At 72.8% G+C, this 18,913-nt stretch carries 16 protein-coding genes; 11 read left to right on the forward strand and 5 right to left on the reverse strand.

Annotated features, from left to right (window positions below; genetic code table 11):
* Positions 1-213 precede the first annotated feature (213 nt).
* Both ACQEVC_RS41480 and ACQEVC_RS41485 read left to right on the forward strand, forming a co-directional pair.
* On the forward strand, positions 214-1,017 hold the full coding sequence (locus ACQEVC_RS41480) for an N-formylglutamate amidohydrolase (RefSeq protein ID WP_432889388.1): 804 nt from the start codon (positions 214-216) through the stop codon (positions 1,015-1,017).
* A gap of 231 nt (positions 1,018-1,248) precedes the next feature.
* Positions 1,249-2,364 (forward strand): NAD(P)-dependent alcohol dehydrogenase, encoded by a 1,116-nt coding sequence (locus ACQEVC_RS41485; RefSeq protein ID WP_432889390.1) that lies wholly within the window; start codon positions 1,249-1,251, stop codon positions 2,362-2,364.
* A gap of 168 nt (positions 2,365-2,532) precedes the next feature.
* On the opposite strand, the gene ACQEVC_RS41490 is transcribed toward ACQEVC_RS41485, so the two are convergent.
* A complete protein-coding gene (locus ACQEVC_RS41490) occupies positions 2,533-4,059 on the reverse strand; it encodes an MFS transporter (protein ID WP_432889392.1) in 1,527 nt (508 codons plus the stop codon).
* Between the two features lie 103 nt (positions 4,060-4,162).
* On the opposite strand from ACQEVC_RS41490, the gene ACQEVC_RS41495 reads away from it, so the two are divergent.
* From ACQEVC_RS41495 to ACQEVC_RS41505, 3 genes are all read left to right on the forward strand, one after another.
* Positions 4,163-4,903, forward strand: coding sequence for a TetR/AcrR family transcriptional regulator (locus ACQEVC_RS41495; RefSeq protein ID WP_432889394.1), 741 nt, complete (start codon positions 4,163-4,165; stop codon positions 4,901-4,903).
* Positions 4,904-5,089: 186 nt separating this feature from the next.
* A complete protein-coding gene (locus tag ACQEVC_RS41500) occupies positions 5,090-6,133 on the forward strand; it encodes a sodium:calcium antiporter (protein WP_432889396.1) in 1,044 nt (347 codons plus the stop codon).
* 131 nt (positions 6,134-6,264) lie between these two features.
* Complete coding sequence (locus tag ACQEVC_RS41505) at positions 6,265-7,074, forward strand: SAM-dependent methyltransferase (protein ID WP_432889398.1); 810 nt, start codon at positions 6,265-6,267, stop codon at positions 7,072-7,074.
* Positions 7,075-7,147: 73 nt separating this feature from the next.
* On the opposite strand, the gene ACQEVC_RS41510 is transcribed toward ACQEVC_RS41505, so the two are convergent.
* Complete coding sequence (locus ACQEVC_RS41510) at positions 7,148-9,109, reverse strand: sulfatase-like hydrolase/transferase (protein WP_432889400.1); 1,962 nt, start codon at positions 9,107-9,109, stop codon at positions 7,148-7,150.
* Positions 9,110-9,344: 235 nt separating this feature from the next.
* On the opposite strand from ACQEVC_RS41510, the gene ACQEVC_RS41515 reads away from it, so the two are divergent.
* From ACQEVC_RS41515 to ACQEVC_RS41540, 6 genes are all read left to right on the forward strand, one after another.
* A complete protein-coding gene (locus tag ACQEVC_RS41515) occupies positions 9,345-10,382 on the forward strand; it encodes a helix-turn-helix transcriptional regulator (RefSeq protein WP_432889402.1) in 1,038 nt (345 codons plus the stop codon).
* Between the two features lie 89 nt (positions 10,383-10,471).
* Positions 10,472-10,990, forward strand: a complete 519-nt coding sequence (locus ACQEVC_RS41520; protein ID WP_432889404.1) for a hypothetical protein — start codon at positions 10,472-10,474, stop codon at positions 10,988-10,990.
* A 146-nt stretch (positions 10,991-11,136) separates the two neighbouring features.
* Positions 11,137-12,246 carry a phosphatase PAP2 family protein gene (locus ACQEVC_RS41525; RefSeq protein ID WP_432889406.1) on the forward strand — a complete coding sequence of 370 codons (1,110 nt, stop codon included), beginning with the start codon at positions 11,137-11,139 and terminating at the stop codon, positions 12,244-12,246.
* A 40-nt stretch (positions 12,247-12,286) separates the two neighbouring features.
* Positions 12,287-12,979 carry a response regulator gene (locus ACQEVC_RS41530; RefSeq protein ID WP_432889408.1) on the forward strand — a complete coding sequence of 231 codons (693 nt, stop codon included), beginning with the start codon at positions 12,287-12,289 and terminating at the stop codon, positions 12,977-12,979.
* A gap of 103 nt (positions 12,980-13,082) precedes the next feature.
* Entirely contained in the window at positions 13,083-14,576 is a 1,494-nt protein-coding gene (locus ACQEVC_RS41535) for an ATP-binding protein (RefSeq protein ID WP_432889410.1), read from the forward strand.
* Positions 14,573-15,199, forward strand: a complete 627-nt coding sequence (locus tag ACQEVC_RS41540; protein WP_432889412.1) for a hypothetical protein — start codon at positions 14,573-14,575, stop codon at positions 15,197-15,199. The genes ACQEVC_RS41535 and ACQEVC_RS41540 overlap by 4 nt, the downstream gene beginning before the upstream one ends.
* 352 nt (positions 15,200-15,551) lie before the next feature.
* Here the strand turns inward: ACQEVC_RS41540 and ACQEVC_RS41545 are convergent, their stop codons facing one another.
* The 3 genes from ACQEVC_RS41545 to ACQEVC_RS41555 all read right to left on the reverse strand — a co-directional run bounded on the left by ACQEVC_RS41545 (position 15,552) and on the right by ACQEVC_RS41555 (position 18,720).
* Positions 15,552-16,802: an acyltransferase family protein gene (locus ACQEVC_RS41545; protein WP_432889414.1), complete on the reverse strand. Its 1,251-nt coding sequence runs from the start codon at positions 16,800-16,802 to the stop codon at positions 15,552-15,554.
* Between the two features lie 186 nt (positions 16,803-16,988).
* Positions 16,989-17,810, reverse strand: coding sequence for an SAM-dependent methyltransferase (locus ACQEVC_RS41550; RefSeq protein WP_432889417.1), 822 nt, complete (start codon positions 17,808-17,810; stop codon positions 16,989-16,991).
* Positions 17,811-17,865: 55 nt separating this feature from the next.
* Positions 17,866-18,720 carry a helix-turn-helix domain-containing protein gene (locus ACQEVC_RS41555; protein ID WP_432892013.1) on the reverse strand — a complete coding sequence of 285 codons (855 nt, stop codon included), beginning with the start codon at positions 18,718-18,720 and terminating at the stop codon, positions 17,866-17,868.
* Positions 18,721-18,913 lie beyond the last annotated feature (193 nt).

Consider the following 18,913-nt stretch of genomic DNA (forward strand, 5'->3'; position numbering starts at 1 on the left):
AGAGAGTCGATCGAACAACGCACATCTGTCGGAACCTGAACCATCCAGCTTCGACGGCACGCGGAAGCGGCCATCCCGCCGATCGTGCGGCGTCGCCACCGGTGAGCACCCGGAAGGAGCAGCGGTCACGCCGGCCGCCGCCGTGCTAACGTCCGCCGGCAGCGGATCGACGGGACGGCGGTAGTGGTGCGGCACAGCGGGGCGGAGCCGGCGGTGGGCTTCCGGGTCGTGCCGGGCGCCGCCGACAGCGACGTGATCCTGCACGTCCCGCACGCCGGTCGGCTGGTCCCGCCGGAGGTACGCGCCGGGCTGCTGCTCGACGACGCCGCCCTGGCGACCGAACTGGCCCGGATGACCGACGCGCACACCGACCTGATCGCGGCCCGGACCGCCACCTCCGCCCGGCGTACTCCGTGGACGTTCGTGAACCTGCTCTCCCGGCTGGTCGTCGACCCGGAGCGCTTCCCGGACGAGCGGGAGTCGATGCGCGCGGTCGGAATGGCCGCCGTCTACACCAGGACCAGCGACGGCTCCCCGCTGCGCGCCGACGACCCGGTCGCCGAGGAGCTGCTGCTCGACCGCTGGTACCGGCCCTACGCCCGGGCCATCACCGACCTGGTGGAGGCCCGGTTGGCCGTACGCGGCCGGGTGACCGTGCTGGACGTGCACTCCTATCCGAGCCGGCGGCTGCCGTACGAGATCGGCGGCACCGAACGTCCGGCGGTCTGCCTCGGCACCGATCCGACGCACACCCCGGACTGGTTGCTGGCGGCCGGCCGGGCCGCCTTCGCCGGCTGCGGCGGTACCGGAGTGGACACCCCGTTCGCGGGCTGCTACGTGCCGCTGCGGCATTACGGCCGGGACCGGCGGGTGACCGCGCTGATGGTGGAGATCCGGCGGGACGGCTACCTGGTCGAGCCCGGCGGACCGCCGACCGGCGGCCTGGCCACCGTGGCCGGGGCACTGGCCGCGCTGGTCGACGCGGTGGACGCCAACCCCGGTCGCCGCACCGGCTGAGCCGGCCCGGCCGGCACCGGAGCCCGGCGTCGGCGAACAGGACGTACCCGGAGCCGGCACGTCCGGGCGGCCGACCGGGCCGCCCGCTCCGACTCGGCCCGGCTCCCGCGAGCCGGTGCGCTCTGCGCGGGCGGGTTTGACGACCGGTGATCCGGAGGCTACAAACGAACAGTCAGGATCATCGATGGCTGACGGACCGATCCGGGTGGCAGGCCGACCGCAGGAGACCACATGTCGATCCCCACCACCGCGGCGGTCGTCCGCGGTGCCGGCAAGCCCTTCGTCGTCGAGCAGATCGTGCTGGACGGCCCGGCCGAGCACGAGGTCGTGGTCCGGATGGTCGCCGCCGGCATGTGCCACACCGACCTGACCGTGCAGGCCGGCTCCGCCCCGTTTCCACTGCCCGGCGTACTCGGCCACGAGGGTGCCGGCGTGGTGCAGGCGGTCGGCGCCGCCGTCACCTCCGTGGTACCGGGCGACCGGGTGCTGCTCTCCTTCTCCTCGTGCGGGAGCTGCCGGTCCTGCCACTCCGGCCAGCCCTCGCTCTGCCACACCTGGCTGCCCCGCAACCTGCTCGGCGGCGCCCGCCCGGACGGCAGCGCCCCGCTGACCGGCCCGGACGGCAGCGAGCTGCACGGCCACTTCTTCGGGCAGTCGTCCTTCTCGGCGCTCGCCCTCGCCGACGAGCGCAGCGTCGTACGGGTCGACCCGGAAGCGCCGCTCGAGGTGCTGGCACCGCTGGGCTGCGGCGTGGCGACCGGTGTCGGCACCGTCTTCAACGTGCTGCGGCCGCGTCCCGGGGCCAGCATCGCGATCCTCGGCACGGGCACCGTCGGGCTGAGTGCGGTGATGGCGGCCGCGCTGAGCCCCGCCGCGCAGATCATCGCGGTGGACCGGGTGCCGGACCGGCTCCGGCTGGCCCGCGAGCTCGGCGCCACCGACACCGTCGACACCGGCTCGGACGACCTTGCCGAGACCCTCGCCCGGCTGACCGACGGGCACGGCGTCGACCGGATCCTGGACGCCACCGGCGCGCCGCCGGTCATCTCCGCCGGCCTGGCCAGCCTGGCCGTCGGCGGGACCTTCGCGTTCGTCGGCGCGCCGCCGTTCGGCACCACCGTGCCGGTGGACGTCAACGCCATGCTGCCCGGCCGGTCGGCGGTCGGGGTGACCATCGGCGGCGCCGAGACCCAGTCGCTGATCCCGGCCCTGGTCCGGCTGCACCGGCAGGGCCGGCTACCGGTGGACCGGCTCGTCACCGGGTACGACTTCGGGCAGATCCAGCGCGCCGCCGACGACGTACACGCCGGCCGTACGATCAAGCCGGTGCTGCGGTTCACCGACTGACCGGCCGAGCCCGGCCGACGGTGCGCGACCGGCCAACCGTGCCCGGCAGCGCCTTCAACGCAACCAGGCCCGGGACGGATGGTGCGCCGAGCCAGGCAGCCCGCGGAAGGGATCGCCGTCCGACCCGCATCCTCCGGCGCGGCCGGTGCGGGTCGGATCGTGCTGGCGTCACCGGGTCGTGACCGCTCCGTCCGCCACGATCGGTTCCGGCTCCACGGCCGGCGGTGCCGGCGGAGTCGCCTTCGGCCGGATCACGAGCGCCGCGACGACGGCGGCGGCGATGCCACCGACCACCCCGACGATCGCGGTGCTGGACATCGCCTCGACGAAGGCGTCCCGGGCCAGTCGGGCCAGGGTGTCGTCGCCGGTGGCGGTGGCGATCCGCAGGGCGTCGCCGATGGACTCCCGGGCCGGCCCGGTGACCTCCGCCGGCACCGCGGCCCGGTAGGCGGCGGTCAGTACGCTGCCCAGCACCGCGACGCTGAGCGCCGCGCCGATCTGCTGCACGGTGTCGTTGACCGCCGAGCCGACGCCGGCCCGTTCCGGGGGCAGTGCGGCGAGCAGGGTGCCGACCGCCGCCGGTCCGGTGACGCCGCTGCCCGCCCCGATCAGCACCAGTGCGACGGCCAGCGTCGGATAGCCGTCGGCGGGTCCGATCGAGGCGAGTACGCCGAAGCCGACGGCCATCAGCGACAGCCCGGCGGCGACGGCGACCCGGGCACCGAACCGCTTGTCGACCAGTACCCCGAGGCCGTTGCAGACCATCACGGTGACCAGCATCGGGACGAACGCCAGGCCGGCCCGCATCGGCCCGTAGCCGAGGACGAACTGGAGGTACTGCGTCAGGGCGAGCAGCACGCCGCCGGCGGAGAGCGAGAGCAGCACGATGGAGAGGCTGGCCCCGCCGAAGTTGCGGTCCCGGAACAGTGCCATCGGCAGCATCGGCTCGGCGACCCGCCGCTCCCACAGCGCGAACGCGGTGAGCAGCACGGCCGCGCCGACCAGCCCGGCGACGGTCGGCGGGGACGACCAGCCGTCCTTGGCCGACGAGATGACGGCCCAGACCAGCGCCGTCATGCCGACCGTGGAGAGCAGCGCACCGAGCACGTCGGGCCGGCTGGCCGGACCGCGTGACTCGGGGATGATCACGAGCGCGGCGACGATGCCGAGGATGGCGATCGGGACGTTGAGCAGGAACACCGATCCCCACCAGAAGTGCTGCAACAGCAGGCCGCCGACGGTCGGGCCGCCCAGGGCACCGAGCACCAGCACGGAACTCCAGATCGCGATGGCCTTCTTCCGCTCGGACTCGGCGAAGACGGTGGTGAGGATCGAGAGCGTGCCGGGCATCAGGAAGGCGGCGCCCACCCCCATCAGGGCCCGGGCCGCGACGAGTTGGCCGGGGGTCTGGCAGAGCGTGGCCAGCACGGACGCGCCGCCGAACACGACCAGGCCGATCACCAGGCCACGTCGGCGGCCGTGCCGGTCGGAGAGGCTGCCGGCGGTCAGTAGCAGCCCGGCGAAGACCAGGATGTACGAGTCGAGGATCCACTGGATGTCCGAGGCGCTGGCCCCGAGGTCGCGGATCAGCGACGGGATGGCGATGTTGAGCACCATGTTGTCGATGACGACCACCAGCAGGCTCAGACAGAGCACGCCGAGGATCCACCAGCGACGCGGGTGGGGTGTGGGCACGGGACCTCCGCTCGTACAGCGTGCGAGAATTCTCGAACACCGTACCAGCAATCTCGAACAGCGTACGACGGTCGGTAGACTGGTCGGGTCGAAAGGACCGTGGATGCCGCCGAAATCGGACCCGTTCACCAACTCGGTGTGGCTGCGCCCGCCCCGGACCCGGGGCGAACAGCCCTCGCTGAGCCGTGAGCAGATCGTCCGGGCCGCGATCGAACTGCTGGACGCCGAGGGACTGGCCGGGCTGAGCATGCGCCGGCTCGGCACCCGGCTGGGTTCGGGCACCACCTCGGTGTACTGGTACGTGACGAACAAGGACGAACTGCTCGAACTCGCCGTCGACGAGGTGATGGGCGAGGTCTACGTCCCCGAGGTCGGCGACACGAGCTGGCGGATCGGCGCCTCGGTGCTGACCGCCGGCACCCGGGAGATGCTGCTCCGCCATCCGTGGGTGATCGGCATGCTCGGCGTACGCCCGAACTACGGCCCGAACGCGATGCGCATCGGCGACCGCACCGTGGCGCTGCTCTCCGCGGCCGGCTTCTCCGGGCTGGAACTCTCGCACGCGAGTGCGCTGCTGACCTCCTACGCGATCGGCTCGGCGACGACCATCTCGGCCATGGTCACCAGCATGCGGCAGTCCGGAATGTCGATGACCGAGATCGCGGCGAAGCTGGAACCCCAACTGGGGCGGATTGCCAGCGAGCATCCGCACTACGACAGGTGGCGGCAGGAGGTCGGCGGGGCGGCGTACGTCCCGGAGCGGATCTGGGACGAGAGCTTTACCTTCGGGCTGGATCGGTTGCTCGACGGGCTGGAGATGTGGCTGGACCGGCCGGACCGGTGACGGCTCCCGGCTGACCGTCCGCGCGTGACCGCCCCCGGCTGACCGTCCGGGCGTGACCGCTCCAGCCTGACCGTCAGGACGTGACCGCTCCAGGCCGACGGCCGGGGGCTGCCGGTCCCGCCGCCGCGGTGACGCAGCGCTCGAGGCGACATGCTTCGGAGCCGGCAACTCGGGAATAACCCTCCGATGCTGGGCTTTCTCCCCGCCACGCCCTGGCCACTCGGGCCGAGCGTCGGCGTCTTCGCCGTCGCGGGCCTGCTCACGATCCTCGGCAGCATCCGGCTCGTCGCCCTGGGCGACGCTCTGGCGGACCGGACCGGCTGGGGCGAGGCCGTCTTCGGGGTGGTCTTCTTCGGCGTCGCGACCGGGCTCTCCGGGATCGTGATGACCGCGGTCACCGCGGCGGGCAACCATCCGCAGCTCGGCTACAGCAACGCGGTAGGCGGGATCGCCGCCCAGACCACCGCGGTCGCGGTCGCGGACGCCTTCTACCGCCGGGTCAACCTCGAACACGCCGCCGCCGCGCCGTCGAACCTGCTCTTCGGCTGCCTGCTGATCGCCCTGCTCGCCCTCGCCCTGCTGGGCAGTTACAGCCCGAACGTCACCATCGGCGGCGTCCACCCGGTGTCCGTCGTGATCGTCGCCTGCTACCTCGGCGGGCTCCGACTCATCCGGACCGCCGGCACCCGACCGATGTGGCAGGCCGTCGGCACCAAGGAGACGCAACCCGACGTACCACAGGACCACGGTGCCCTCGACAAGCACGGCATGGGCACGCTGTGGGGGCGGTTCGTGCTGGTCGGCGTACTCGTCGCGGCGAGCGGCTGGGCGGTGTCGCTGGCCGCCGAGAGCGTCGTCGAGACCACCGGTCTCACCACCGGGTTCACCGGCGGGGTCCTGCTCGGCATCGTGAACGGGCTGCCGGAGACGGTCACCGCGATCGCCGCCGTGCGCCGGGGGGCGGTCACCCTCGCCGTGGCCGCCGTACTCGGCGGGAACATCCTCGACGTGATCACCCTGGTGGTCGGCGACATCGCGTACCGGCAGGGCTCCATCTACCACGCCGCCGGCAGCGAGGATCTGTTCATCACCACCAGCGGGCTGTTCATGACCGCGATCCTGCTCGGCGGGCTGCTCGTCCGGCAGACCTGCGGCTGGGGGCGACTCGGCTTCGAGGGCGTACTGCTGCTGGTCACGTACCTCGGGATGACCATCGTCCTGGCCGTCTGAGCCGTACCCGAACGGTGGCCGGCGCCCCCACCGGGCCGGCGCAGCGGACCGTCCACCGGAGGGTGCGTAGGACAGATCGACGATCTACGGTGGAGTGGTCGCGTTCACTACGGAAATCCTGGGGAAGCCAAGTGACGAAGGAAGCGCCGCCAGCACATCGCGGATGGCCGGACGGGCTCGACAGCGGCGTGCCGCACTCGGCCCGGATCTGGAACTACTGGATGGGCGGCAAGGACCACTTCGCCGCCGACCGAGAGGCCGGAGACGCCTACCAGCGGCAGTTTCCCGGCATCGTCCCACTGGCCAAGCAGTCCCGGCGCTTTCTGATCCGGGCCGTGCACCACCTGGCGGCCGAGGCGGGGATCCGCAACTTCCTCGACATCGGTACCGGCCTGCCGACCCTGGACAACACCCACCAGGTGGCCCAGCGGGCTGCCCCGGAGTCCCGGATCGTCTACGTCGACAACGACCCGCTCGTGCTGACCCACGCCCGCGCCCTGCTCAGCAACACCACTCCGGAGGGGGTGACCGGCTACGTCGACGCGGACCTCCACGACCCCGACCAGATCATCGCCGACGCCCGGAACATCCTGAACTTCACCCAGCCGATCGCGGTCATGTTCATGGGCGTGCTCGGGCACGTCGCCGACCACGAGGAGGCACGGTCCATTGTGGCCCGGGTGATGGCCTCCGTGCCCAGCGGCAGCTACCTGGTGCTCTGGGACAGCACCAACACCACCGAGGGATTCGACGAGGCGCAGCAGGGCTACGACGACACCGGCGCCGTCCCGTACGTGCTGCGCAGCCCGGAGCAGATCGAACGCTGCTTCGACGGCCTGACCCTGCTGGAGCCGGGCGTCGTCTCCATCTCGCGGTGGCGCCCGGAGAGCCCCGACGCGGACCCGGTCGACGGGTTCGGCGGCATCGGCCGCAAACCCTGACGCCCGGGCCGGACCAGGCACCGTTCGGGTGTTTGGTCCGGCCACCCGGATCGCGGGGCGTGCGAGGAGTCGGTCAGGAAGCGGGCGGTGGCCCGAAGGCGGTCAGGAAGCGGTCCCGGAAGGAGTCCATCCGCCAGACCGGCGCCCGCGGGCCCGGCTTCAGGCCGTCCTGCCAGCCCCACCGGGAGATCCGGTCCAGCACCGCCGGATCGTGCGCCACGACGGTGATCGGCACGTCCCGGCTGGCACCGGCGCCGGTCACCACCGGGGAGGGCTGGTGGTCACCGAGGAAGACGACCACCGTGTCGTCGTCGCCGTACTTCTCGACGTAGGAGATCAGGCTGTTCAGCGAGTACTCGACGGACTGCCGGTAGTCGGCACGCACCTTCGCCGGGTTGCCCCAGCGCGAGCGCTTCGGCTCACCCTCCTCCGCCATCGGCGCGAAGACGGATCCGTCACCGAGGTCGTCCCAGTCGACGAACCGGGGAGTGGGCGTCCAGGGCGCGTGGCTGGACACCAGGGTTATCCCCGCCATCAGCGGTGCCGCGTTCGGCGTACCGTGTTCGTACCGTTCGAAGGCGGCCAGGGCGTACTGGTCGGGCATGGTGGCCCAGCTGAACTTCGGACCGTGGTAGCCGAGCTGGCCCGAGTCGTAGATCTTCTCGTAGTCGTACAGCTCACCCTCGGGCCAGGCCCGGGTGACGCCCGGCATGATGCCGACGGTCCGCCAGTTCGCCCGCCGGAAGGCGCCGGTGAGGGTCAGCCGGTCGGTCGTGACGAGGTTGCGGTACCGCTGCTGGTTGTCGATCCAGAGACCGGACAGGAACGTGGAATGGGCCAGCCAACTGCCGCTGCTCGTCGTCGGTGAGGTGAGGAAGGCGCTGCGCGCGGCGAAGCCGGCGGCGGCCAGCCGCTGCGTGCCGGCGTCGAGTACCGCACCGACCTGCGGCGCGAACTCCGGGTCCTCGACCGCGTCCCGCCCGTAGCTCTCGACGAAGACGAGCAGGACGTCCTTGCCGCGCAGGCCGGTGAGCAGCCGGTCACCGGGAACGTCGCGGAAGGCGTCGACGGCGACCTGGCGGCTGAACTCCTGCTGGCTGCGCAGGCCGTCGCGGATCTGCTGTGCCCGTCCGTACGCCAGGCCGGCCGTGTTCCGGGCCGCCACCGGTACGCCGGGAACGATCTGTACGCCGAGCACCGCACAGGCGAGCCAGGCCGCGCCGAGCACCACGGCGGTACGCGTCGCGGCGACGCTGTGCCGGGCCACCAGGTCGGTCAGGCGGAGCACCGCCAGGGTGGTCAGCACGACCACCGCGACCGCGAGCAGCGCGGCCACGATCGCCGCACCGATCGCGGCGCCCCGGCCGAAGGAGTCGGTGAGGAACGAGATCCCGTCGTCCAGCAGGATCCAGTCGAGGACCGGGTCGAACTGCCGGGCGAGTACGGCGTGGAAGCCCATGTCCACGATCTTGAGCAGGGCGAGCAGGCCGAGACCGACGCCACCGAGTACGGCCGCCGCCCGTCGGGCCCCCGGCCGCAACGCGAGGACGAGGACGACGCCGAGGAGCGCCTCCACCGGAATCCGTGCCAGCGTGCCGAGGGTGAACTGGTCCGGCTTGTTGCCCGAGGTCAGGGCGAGCAGCACGAGCAGGGCCGCCAGTACCGTCGTCAACTGCGTCACGATCCGCCGAACGGGCGAGCGGTGCCGCTGTTCCGCCGCGTCGCCGCCCGTACCGTCGCCGCCCGTACCGTCGCCGCCCGGACCGTCGCCGCCACCTCCGGAACTGGCGCTCTCCCCGTCCCCGGCCGGCGAGGGGTCGACGGCGTCCCGACTGCTCGCCGCGGTGTCGATCCGACCGGGCGTGGCCGGGTCGGCGGCGGAGTCGGTGTGGTCGTCCCCGGCCGGGTCGGCGGCGGAGTCGGTGTCGTCGTCCCCGGCCGGGTCGTCCCCGGGGCGTCCGCCCGGCGGCGGGTCGTCCGTCGTGGACGTCCGTTCCTGGTCCGGCACCTGGCGGAAGCGTGTGAAGAGTGACAACCCGAGGATCCTCTCCTGGCGGTCGTACTGGCGAGGCGGGCCAGGCTCGCAACGGCCTCGCCGCCCGTGAGCTAGAACGGGATTTCCGGGCCTGCGGTTCAACGAGCCTCGCCGGCCGCCCTCGCGTTGCGTGATCACGCAACGAATCAACCTGGTGATCTTGCTGGCCCGAGACATCGGTGCCGTCCTGTGTTTGTATCGCGACGTACCGATTCCCAGGGGGAGGGAGTTGTTCATGACGGGCAGGAGCACGGGGGTGCTGGCCGTCGGGCGGGCGGTGCCGCTACTGGTCCGTTGGGGAGTCTCCGCCGATGCCGATCTGGTCTACCGCTGTCTGGTCACCTTCGGTTCCCGGAGCACCGGCGGCATCGCCGCCAGTCTCGGTCTCGCGGTGCGCCGGGTCCGCGCCGCACTGGACGAGTTGGCGGAGGCCGACCTGGTCGAGCCGGCCGGCCACGGCACCGAGGCGGTGACCTGGCGGGCGGCCGAGGTGGACGTGGCGGTGACCAACCTGCGACGGCGCGCCCTCCGGCGGGCCGCCCCGGCGACCGAGGTCGCGGCCGGCCTGTTGCGGCCGGGCATGGTCCGCCCGTTTCCGGCCCGGCGGCTGCCGGACCGCGAGGCGACCCGCCGGCGTATCGCCGAACTGGTGGCGGTGGAGCGGGTCGAGCACCTGGCGATGAACCCGGAGGAGGTCTTCAGCACCGACGCGCTGGCGATCGCCGCCCCGATGGACATCGCGCTGCTCCGGCGCCGGATCCGGCTGCGCTCGCTGGGTCGGGCACCGGCCGACGGTGACCGGTCGTCGCGGCACGCGAGCGAGTTCGCGCGGTTGGGCGGGGAGTACCGCGAGGCGCCTCGGCTGCCACACAAGCTGATGATCTTCGACCGCCGTGTCGCGCTGGTCGCCGTCGACCCGAACGGGCTGCACCGGGGCACGTGGGAGATCGTCGAACCCGCGGCGGTCGAGTCGTTCGTCTCGCTGTTCGCCCGCCACTGGACGGACGCGACGGATCCACGTCGGAACGGAGTACCCGAGGTCGTGCTCACACCACGAGAGAAGGCGGTCGTCGCACTGCTCGCCGAGGGGCATACCGACACCAGCGCCGCGAAGGAACTCGGCATGTCCACCCGCTCGGTCACCTACGCGCTGCGGTCGCTGATGGACCGGCTCGGCGTGGAGAATCGCTTCCAACTCGGTCTCGCCCTCGGCGCGATGCAGGCGGCGAGCCCACCGAGGAACACGCCGCCGGTCGAGGGAGACCACCAATGAACCTCTTTCCATCTCCCCCTGCGGTGCGTCGTGGCCCGAGGTGGAGGTCGGGGCGGATCCGCCGCGCTGTCCGGGTTGAAAGAGGTCCCATGAGAAGACGCCTGGTCGCGGCGCTGGCCGCCGCTGTGCTGACCTCGTTGACCGCCGGCCCGGCGATGGCCGCCGAGCCGGTCTGGGAGCGGATCGACTGCACCTCCGGCACCATCGAGGTGGCGACGGTGGACGGGACCAAGGAGGGTGACTTCCTCACCCTCGCGGGGCAGCTCGACTGCGTCGAGGAGAAGGCGGGCGCGGCGTTCGGGTACGGCATCTACGAGCCCGGATTCTCGGTCGGCCTCGTGTACGGGTCGCACCTGCGGCCGTACGCGCCGGCCGGGGTCAGCCCGTTCTCGGACCGGAAGAAGGTGCCGACCGGGCGGGTGGACTTCGCGATCTGCGTGGTCACCGACTACCTGGTCCGGGTCGAGTGCGTCCGGGTGGTGTGGGACCTGCTGGACCACCAACTCGACGTGCGGTCGCTGGACACCGCCGACCCGCTGGTCGACCGCATGATCCGACTCGTCTCGGCGGACTGGGGACCCCGGCCGGTCTGCGGGAGCTGCTGGTAGCGGCCCGGCGCCCCCGACCTGGGCGGGGAGGTGGCGACACGGCCCGCTGTCGTCGGGGGCGCCGCGGCAGCCGGACGCCGGCGGCCGTGACAGAACCATGACATGACCCGCACGGTTTCCGGACCCCGGCGCGCCATTCTTTGCTGGTGCATCCGGTATCGCCGTACCCGTCCACGACACCGCTCCGATCCCCGGGGCGGCCCGACCGCCGGCCGGTACCCGCCGACCGAGAACCGGCCCGCCGGCTGCGCCGCGCCGGGCTCGGATACCTGCTCGCGTTCGCGCTGACCGCCGTCGGATTCGTCGGCACCGGCGCGGGCCAGTCCCTCGACGGGAGGCTGCTGCCCCGGGCCGAGCGGGGCGGCGGGTACGAGCAGCCGACCGACCTGGTCGAGCCGGCCGGCAGCGTACTGGCCTGGTTCGGCGATCCGGCCGTGCTGGGTCTGCTGCTGGTGGTCGTACTGCTGCTCGGTGTGCTGGGGCGGCGGCCCTGGGCGGGGATGGTCGGCGTCGGCCTGGTCGGTGCCGCGGTGATCGCCGCGAGCGGCGCCAAGCAGGTGATCCTGCGGCCGGATCTCGGGGTGGTCACCTCGACGACGCACAACAGTTTTCCCAGCGGCCACGTCGCGGCGGCGATGGCGCTGCTGCTCGCCGTCCTGCTCGTGCTCCCCGCACCGGCCCGCCCGTGGTGCGCCGTTCCGGGTGCGGTGGGAGTCTGCACGGTCGCCGCGGCCACGATGATCGCTGGTTGGCACCGGTTCAGTGACGTCCTCGGCGGCGTACTGCTGGCGGCGGCGCTGTTCTGCCTGGCCGCCGCCGCGCTGGCCCGGACCGGCGGGGCTACCCGGGTCGGTCCGGCCGCCGTCGGGTTCGGGCCGCTCGGGCTGCTCGGGCCGCTCGGGCTGCTCGGCGGGGTGCCACTGCTGGGGCTGCTGGTGTTCGCCCCGTCGCTCACCCCGTACGCCGCGTCCGACGGCGTCGGCGGATTCTTCGTCGCGATCGCGGCCGGAAGCGGGTTCGTCGTCCTGGTCGTCGCCACCGTCCTGGTCCTGGTGCGTTCGGTGGATTTCGTCGGTCCCGCCCGAGCCGCCGGCCGGTCCGGATCGGCGGGCCCCGGGGACGGCGAGTTGCCCGGCCACGACACGATCCCGGGGCCCGCCGGTTGGACGCCGACCGGTACGACGCCGGGACGTTGGCCGGGTTCGGAAACCGGACGGCGCGGCAGCGAAGGTGTGATTCCATCCCACGCCTCATGATCGACAGAGCAACTTCGGCGGGAATGCGATAGTTGGTGACATGTCTCGGGTGCTGTTGATCGAGGACCACCAGACGGTGCGCGACGGCCTCCAACTGGCCCTGACCCGCCAGGGTCACACCGTGGACGCCGTGGCAACCGGCGAGCAGGGGCTGGCCCGGCTGCGTACGGACAGCGCCGACGTCGTCGTCCTCGACCTCATGCTGCCCGGGATGGACGGCTTCGAGGTGTGCCGCCGCATCCGGTCGGCCGGCGACCTGCCGATCATCATGCTCACCGCCCGGAACGACGACATCGACGTGGTGGCCGGACTGGAGGCCGGCGCCGACGACTACGTGGTCAAGCCGGTGCAGGCCCGGGTACTGGAGGCCCGGATCCGCGCGGTGCTGCGCCGGACCGGCGGCGAGTCCCGGCGGTCCGGTCCGGAGCCGGCGGTGGCGCGGTACGGCGCACTGACCATCGACCGGTCGGCGCTGGTGGTCAGCAAGGCCGGAGTGCCGATCGGTCTCGCCCCGACCGAGCTGCGCCTGCTGCTCGAACTCTCCGGCACGCCGGGTCGGGTGCTGAGCCGGCAGCAACTGCTGGAGGCGGTCTGGGAGCACGGCTATCTCGGCGACTCGCGGCTGGTCGACGCCTGCGTGCAGCGGTTGCGGGCGAAGATCGAGGACGACTCGGCCGCCCCGGTCTACGTGCAGACCGTCCGCGGCTTCGGCTACCGGTTCGGCCCGCTGTGAGCCGCGCCCGGCGGCACCGCCGTCAACCGTGCCGCCACCAGGCTCCCCGGCGCGTTCGGGATTCCCGGCGCAGCCGGGATTCCCGGCGCGCTCAGGGTTCGTGATGCGACCGGAACCGGTGGTGCGGCTCCGGTGGTCGGCGGGTTTGCGGGTCCGGCTCCTGCTCGCCTTCGCCTCGCTCGGCCTGACCACCACGGCGGTGGTGGCCGGGGCCAGCTACGTCCAGGCCCGGGACGTCATCCTGCAACAGGCCCAGGACGCGGCCGTCGTCACGCTGACGGAGCAGATCGCCCAGCTCGCCCCGATCCGAAGCCTGCCACCGAGCCAGGCCGACCTCGACGCGATCGCCGCCGAGCTGTCCGACCGCGACGACACCGCGATCGCCGCGTACCAGGGGCACAGCTCCCGGCACGACCAGGTCTCCGCCGTACTCTCGCCGGAGCTGCGCACGGCGGTGCGTGACGGCCGGGTCGTCTGGCAGCGGCAGGCCGCGCAGGGCTTCCCGTACCTGGTGATCGGGACCCAACTGATGGTCAGCCAGCCGGACGGTGCGTCGCGACCGTCCAATTTGGAGATCTACCGCCTGCACAGCCTCCAGGCCGAGCAGGGCAGCATCGACCGGCTCGCGATGTCGACATGGCTGACGGGTGGGCTGTCGCTGGCCCTCGCCGTGCTGCTGGCACTGCTCGCCGCCCGGGGTGTGCTGCGGCCGGTCCGGGACCTCGACCAGGCGGCCCGCCGGCTCGGTGAGGGTGACCTGAGCACCCGGCTGGCCGTACGCGGTTCCGACGAGCTCGCTCGCGTCGGGCGTACCTTCAACCACACCGCCGAGCGGCTGGAACGGCAGGTCGGCGAGTTGCGCCGGATGGAGGCCGACGCCCGGCGCTTCGTGGCCGACGTCTCGCACGAACTGCGTACGCCACTGGCCGCGATGACGGCGGTCACCGACGTACTGGACGAGGAGGCGCCCCATCTACCCGGCGACGCCGGACGGGCCGCCCGGCTGGTCAGTCAGGAGACGCAGAGCCTGACCCGGCTGGTCGACGACCTGATCGAGGTGAGCAGGTTCGACAGCGGCGCCGCGGCACTCGCCCTCGACGAGATCGACGTGGCCGCGGCGGTACGGGCGACGCTGCGTGCCCGGGGCTGGACCGAGCGGGTGGTGACCGACCTGCCGCCGGGCGTACTGGCCCGGCTCGACCCTCGCCGGTTGGACGTGATCCTGGCGAACCTGGTCGGCAACGCGCTCCGGCACGGCGCCCCGCCGGTGTCGCTACGGCTGGGCGCCGAGCCGGACTGGATCGTCCTGTCGGTCGGCGATCATGGCCCGGGCCTGGACCCGCTGGTGCTGCCGCACGTCTTCGACCGCTTCTACAAGGCGGACAGCGCCCGGACCCGCTCCGAGGGCAGCGGTCTCGGCCTCGCCATCGCCTGGGAGAACGCCCGGCTGCACCGGGCCGGCGCGGACCGGGGCAGTCTGGTGGCCGGAAACGATCCGGCCGGCGGCGCGGTGTTCACGCTCCGGCTGCCGCGCCGTTGCGTCGACCCGGCGCCGCCCGCCGAGGGCCGGCCCGGACCCGTTGGGGGAGATCGGTGACCGGGATCCGGCGGACGCGACGCGGAGGTCGGGGATGGTGCCGGGTACCGCTCGCCGCCGTCGCGCTGCTGACGGTGCTCGCCGCCGGCTGCGGCGTCCGGCCGACCGAGGTCATCACCGGCGGACCCGCCCCGCCGGGACCGGCCCAGGGGGTCGGCCTCTTCTTCGTGGCGGAGCACCGCGTCACGCTGGTGCTGCGTCCGTCCACCCCGCCGGGTTCGGTCGACGGCGCGCTGGCGCTGCTGCTGGCCGGCCCGGACCCGACGGAGCGGGAGCAGGGCTACACCACCGAGATCCCGTCGGACGCCGCGCCGGCCACGGTGACGGCGTCCGACCCGTCCGGTACGACGGTGAAGCTCGGTACCGACGTGACGACGCTGTCGGCGACCGCGGTCGACCAGATCGTCTGCACCGTCCGGTACGCCCTTCCGGACGGCAGGCCGACGGACCGCACCCTGGTCACCCTGACCGGTCCGGACGGGAGCCGGGGGTCGCGCGGCTGCGGCCCGTCGGAATGCCCGACCGCGTCCGACGGTGCGGGCCAGGACTCCCCCGGTCCCGTCTGGTGCCCGCCGCCCGGCCTCGACCGTGCCGTACCCCGGGCCACCACCTCCGGCCACTGAATCTCGGCCCGGCGCATCACCGCACCTGCCGCCACGGGATCGTCACTGCCGACATCCACCATCTCCGGCCGCTGACCCTCGGCCCGGCGCATCACCGCACCGTTGACCTCGTTCACCACCGGCTCCGCCGGATCGCCGTCCCGGCCGTTCGCCGCCGGTTGGCCGGGCAGGGGTGTACCGGCCGTAGCCGCCGCACAGACCCGGCCGGCAACGCGCGCGCCGCCGGTCAGGCGCGTTTCCGGGGCCGGGCTGAAGGACGACGACCGGGTCGCCGATCGCCACGGGCAGGTCGCCGGCATCGACGACGCACTGGTCGATGGCGATCCGCCCCGACGATCGGCCGCCAGCGCGCTCATCCGCGCCGCCCCGGCGGTACGACGTGCACCAGCCGCCCCGCCGGGTCCGACACCGCCGTGCCGTCGCCGGTGCCGCCGTCGTCCTCGGCGGCCCGACCGGCCGGCAGGCCGGCCGGAGCCGTGGTCCGACCCGCCGCCCCGGCGTTCCGCCACCGGGGCCAACGGCGCCGCCGACGGCCGACGTGGCGTCGCGCCGGCAGGTCGAACAGCCAGCGGGCACCCAGGGCCAGCAGTCCTCGGTGCAGCGCCAGGGTCAGGGCGAGCAGGGCCGCGGTGAGCAGGACGGGATAGCCCAGCGCCACCGCGAGCTGCCCGGACCGTCCCAGCCCGGAGAGCGGGCCGAGCAGTGCCCGGTCGGCGAGCGCGAGCAGTGGCAGGTGCAGGACGTACACCGGCAGGGTCCGCCGGCCGAGGGCGGCGAGCGGGTCGGCGACGCGGCGCCACCGGGCCAGCCTCGCGGCGGCGGTGAGGCCGAAGGCCACCGCCGCGGCCGAGACCAGCAGCCACACCCCGGGCCAGCTCTGCGCGCCGGCCCAGGCCATGCCGGCCAGCCCGGCCAGGTAGCCGGCGGCGGTGAGCAGCAGGCGGCGCCGGGTCGCGGCGGCGATCCAACCCGACAGGTACGCCCGCAGGTGCAGGCCGCCGAGGAAGAACACCAGGTTCTGGTAGACGCCGCCCCGGTTGCCCGGGGTGGCGAGCAGTCCCGCCGTGCTGGCTGCGGAGAGGCCGGCCGCGGCGGCGAGCAGCACCGGCGCGGGGAGCCGGCGGGCCAGCTTGGCGATCGCGAAATAGAGCGCGAGGGCGTAGAGATACCAGAGGTTGGACGGGGTGACGGTGAGTTCGGTCAGCAGGTCGGGGACCGAGCTGGCCCGATCGGTCGGGAAGTCCGGTGCGGCGGCGAGCAGCGCGGTGTGGATCAGCAACCACCCGGCGTACAGGTAGAGGAACCTGGCTGTCCGGGCCCGGGTGACCTGGCGCCACGGCCGGTGCACGGCGTTCGCCGCGAAGAGCCCGGAGATGGCGAAGAACAGCGGCATCCGCAACGGCAGCAACTGCTCGCCCAGCGTCCCCCACACCCCGGGCAGCGGTACGCCGAGATGCCACTCGATGCGCAGATAGTGCTTGACGATGACGTGCCAGAGCACCACGAGGACGATGCAGGCGCCCTTGGCGACGTCGGCCCAGCGCTCCCGGGACGCCGACGGGACGGCACCCGGCCGGGCTGGCCGGACAGGCTCGGAACTCACCCGAGCGAAGGTGCCAGCGCCATGTCCGGGGCCGGTCCGCGCATTGTCACGACCGGGTAATAGCGGTCCGGTTCGCGGGGATCAGCGTCGGACGCCGGCTCGGTCAGCGGGCCTTGTGGCCGATGACGAGGTGGCGGGGGCCGCGAGGTGTGGGCGCGGCACCGGGTGCCGCCACAATCCGGGCGGTCAGGGCTTGCGGCCGACGCCGACCAGATTGTCCAGCGGTCGCGGCGGGCCGGCGGGGCTCGGATCGGGCCGCCAACGGGTGACGTCCACCAGACCCGGCGCCACCAACTCCAGACCGTCGAAGTAGCTGGCGATCTCCTCCGGGGTACGCATCGCGTACGGCGGGTTGGCCGACTGGTTCCAGATCTTCATCACGTCGTTGAGTTCCGGATTGGTGTCGGCGCCGTCCACGGCCACCAGATAACTGCCGCTGGGCAGGGCGTCCATCAGCCGGCGTACGACCGCCCGCGCCTCCTCGACGGTGGGCAGGTGGGCCAGGATCCCGGAGAGGATGAGCGCGACCGGCCGGGTGAGGTCGAGGGTACGACCCGCCTCCCGCAGGATCGTCCCGGTGTCGCGGATGTCGGCGTCGATGTAGTCCGTGGCGCCCTCCGGCCCGCTGGTCAGCAGGGCCCGGGCGTGCACGAGTACGAGCGGGTCGTAGTCGACGTAGACGATGCGGGATCGCGGGGCCACCGCCTGGGCCACCTCGTGCGTGTTGTTGGCGGTGGGCAGCCCGGTGCCGACGTCCAGGAACTGCCGGACCCCCGCCTCGCCGGCGAGGTACCGCACCACCCGGTTGAGTACGGCGCGGTCGGCGCGGGCGATCTCGACGATGATCGGAAACGCCTCGGCGATCTCGTCGCCGAGGGCCCGGTCGACGGCGTAGTTGTCCTTGCCGCCGAGCCAGTAGTTCCACACCCGAGCCGTCTGCGGAACGTTGGCGTCGAGCTCCGGCTTGGCCGCCGGTTTCTCGCCGGACCTGGAAATCTCCTCGGTCACGAACACAACCCTCCGGTCGGCCGATCGATCGGGTGGCGGGCCGGGACAACTCCGGTCACCGGGGTGCCTCGTCGAGGTCGCGGATGATCCGGTCCAGGATCTGGAAGGTGTCCTTGAGCGGCGCGGCCTCGACGAACAGCCGGTTCACCGCCTCGAAGTAGCAGTCGACGTCCTCGCGCTTGTCGAGGTAGAGCGCGCTGGTCAACTGTTCGATGTAGACCAGGTCGGCCAGATCCTGCTGGGGGAAACGCAGGATGGTGAAGGCGCCGCCGGCCGCGGCGTGCCCACCGGCGGCGAGCGGGATTACCTGCAGCTTCACGTTCGGCATCTTCGTGACGATGCCGATCAGCGCCTCGATCTGGTCGCGCATCACCTGCCGGCCACCGACCGGGCGGCGCAGCGCGGCCTCGTCCACCACCGCCCACAGCATCGGCGGATCGGGACGGCTGAGCACCTGCTGCCGGTCCATCCGCAGCCGTACCCGGCGGGCGACCTCCTCCTCCCGGGCGGAGCCGTGGCCGAGCCGCACCACCGCCCGGGCGTACTGCTCGGTCTGGAGCAGCCCCGGGACGAACTGGACCTCGTAGGTCCGGATCAGTGTCGCCGTCGCCTCCAGTCCCAGGTACCGCTGGAACCAGTTCGGCGTGACGTCGGCGTACGGATGCCACCAGCTCGACGTGTTGGCCTCGCGGACCCGTGCCAGCAGCGTCGCCCGCTCCTGCTCGTCGTGCACACCGTAGAGCGACAGCAGGTCCAGTACGTCGCGCTCCTTGAAGCCGACCCGGCCCAGCTCCATCCGGCTGATCTTCGACTCCGAGGCGCGAATCGGCTCGCCCGCTTCCGCCCTGGTCAGTCCCCGTTCCTCGCGCAGTCGTCGTAGTTGGGCTCCGACAAGGATCCGTACGGCCATCGGGCCGTCGCCGGGTCCGTCCGGCTGTGCTGATCCGCTCACCCCACACCTCCGGGTTGCTTCCCGACGCCAAGCATGCCATTGGGTCTTGGCCAGAGCTACCGGCCGGCCACACTCGGCGATGACCTGACGCACGGGGCCGGGCCCGGGTCGGCCGGACCGTTCCGCGATCTTCGCAGGTCACACCCGTGCC

The organism is Plantactinospora sp. CA-294935 (assembly GCF_050936445.1).
In the GTDB taxonomy this organism is placed as follows: domain Bacteria; phylum Actinomycetota; class Actinomycetes; order Mycobacteriales; family Micromonosporaceae; genus Plantactinospora.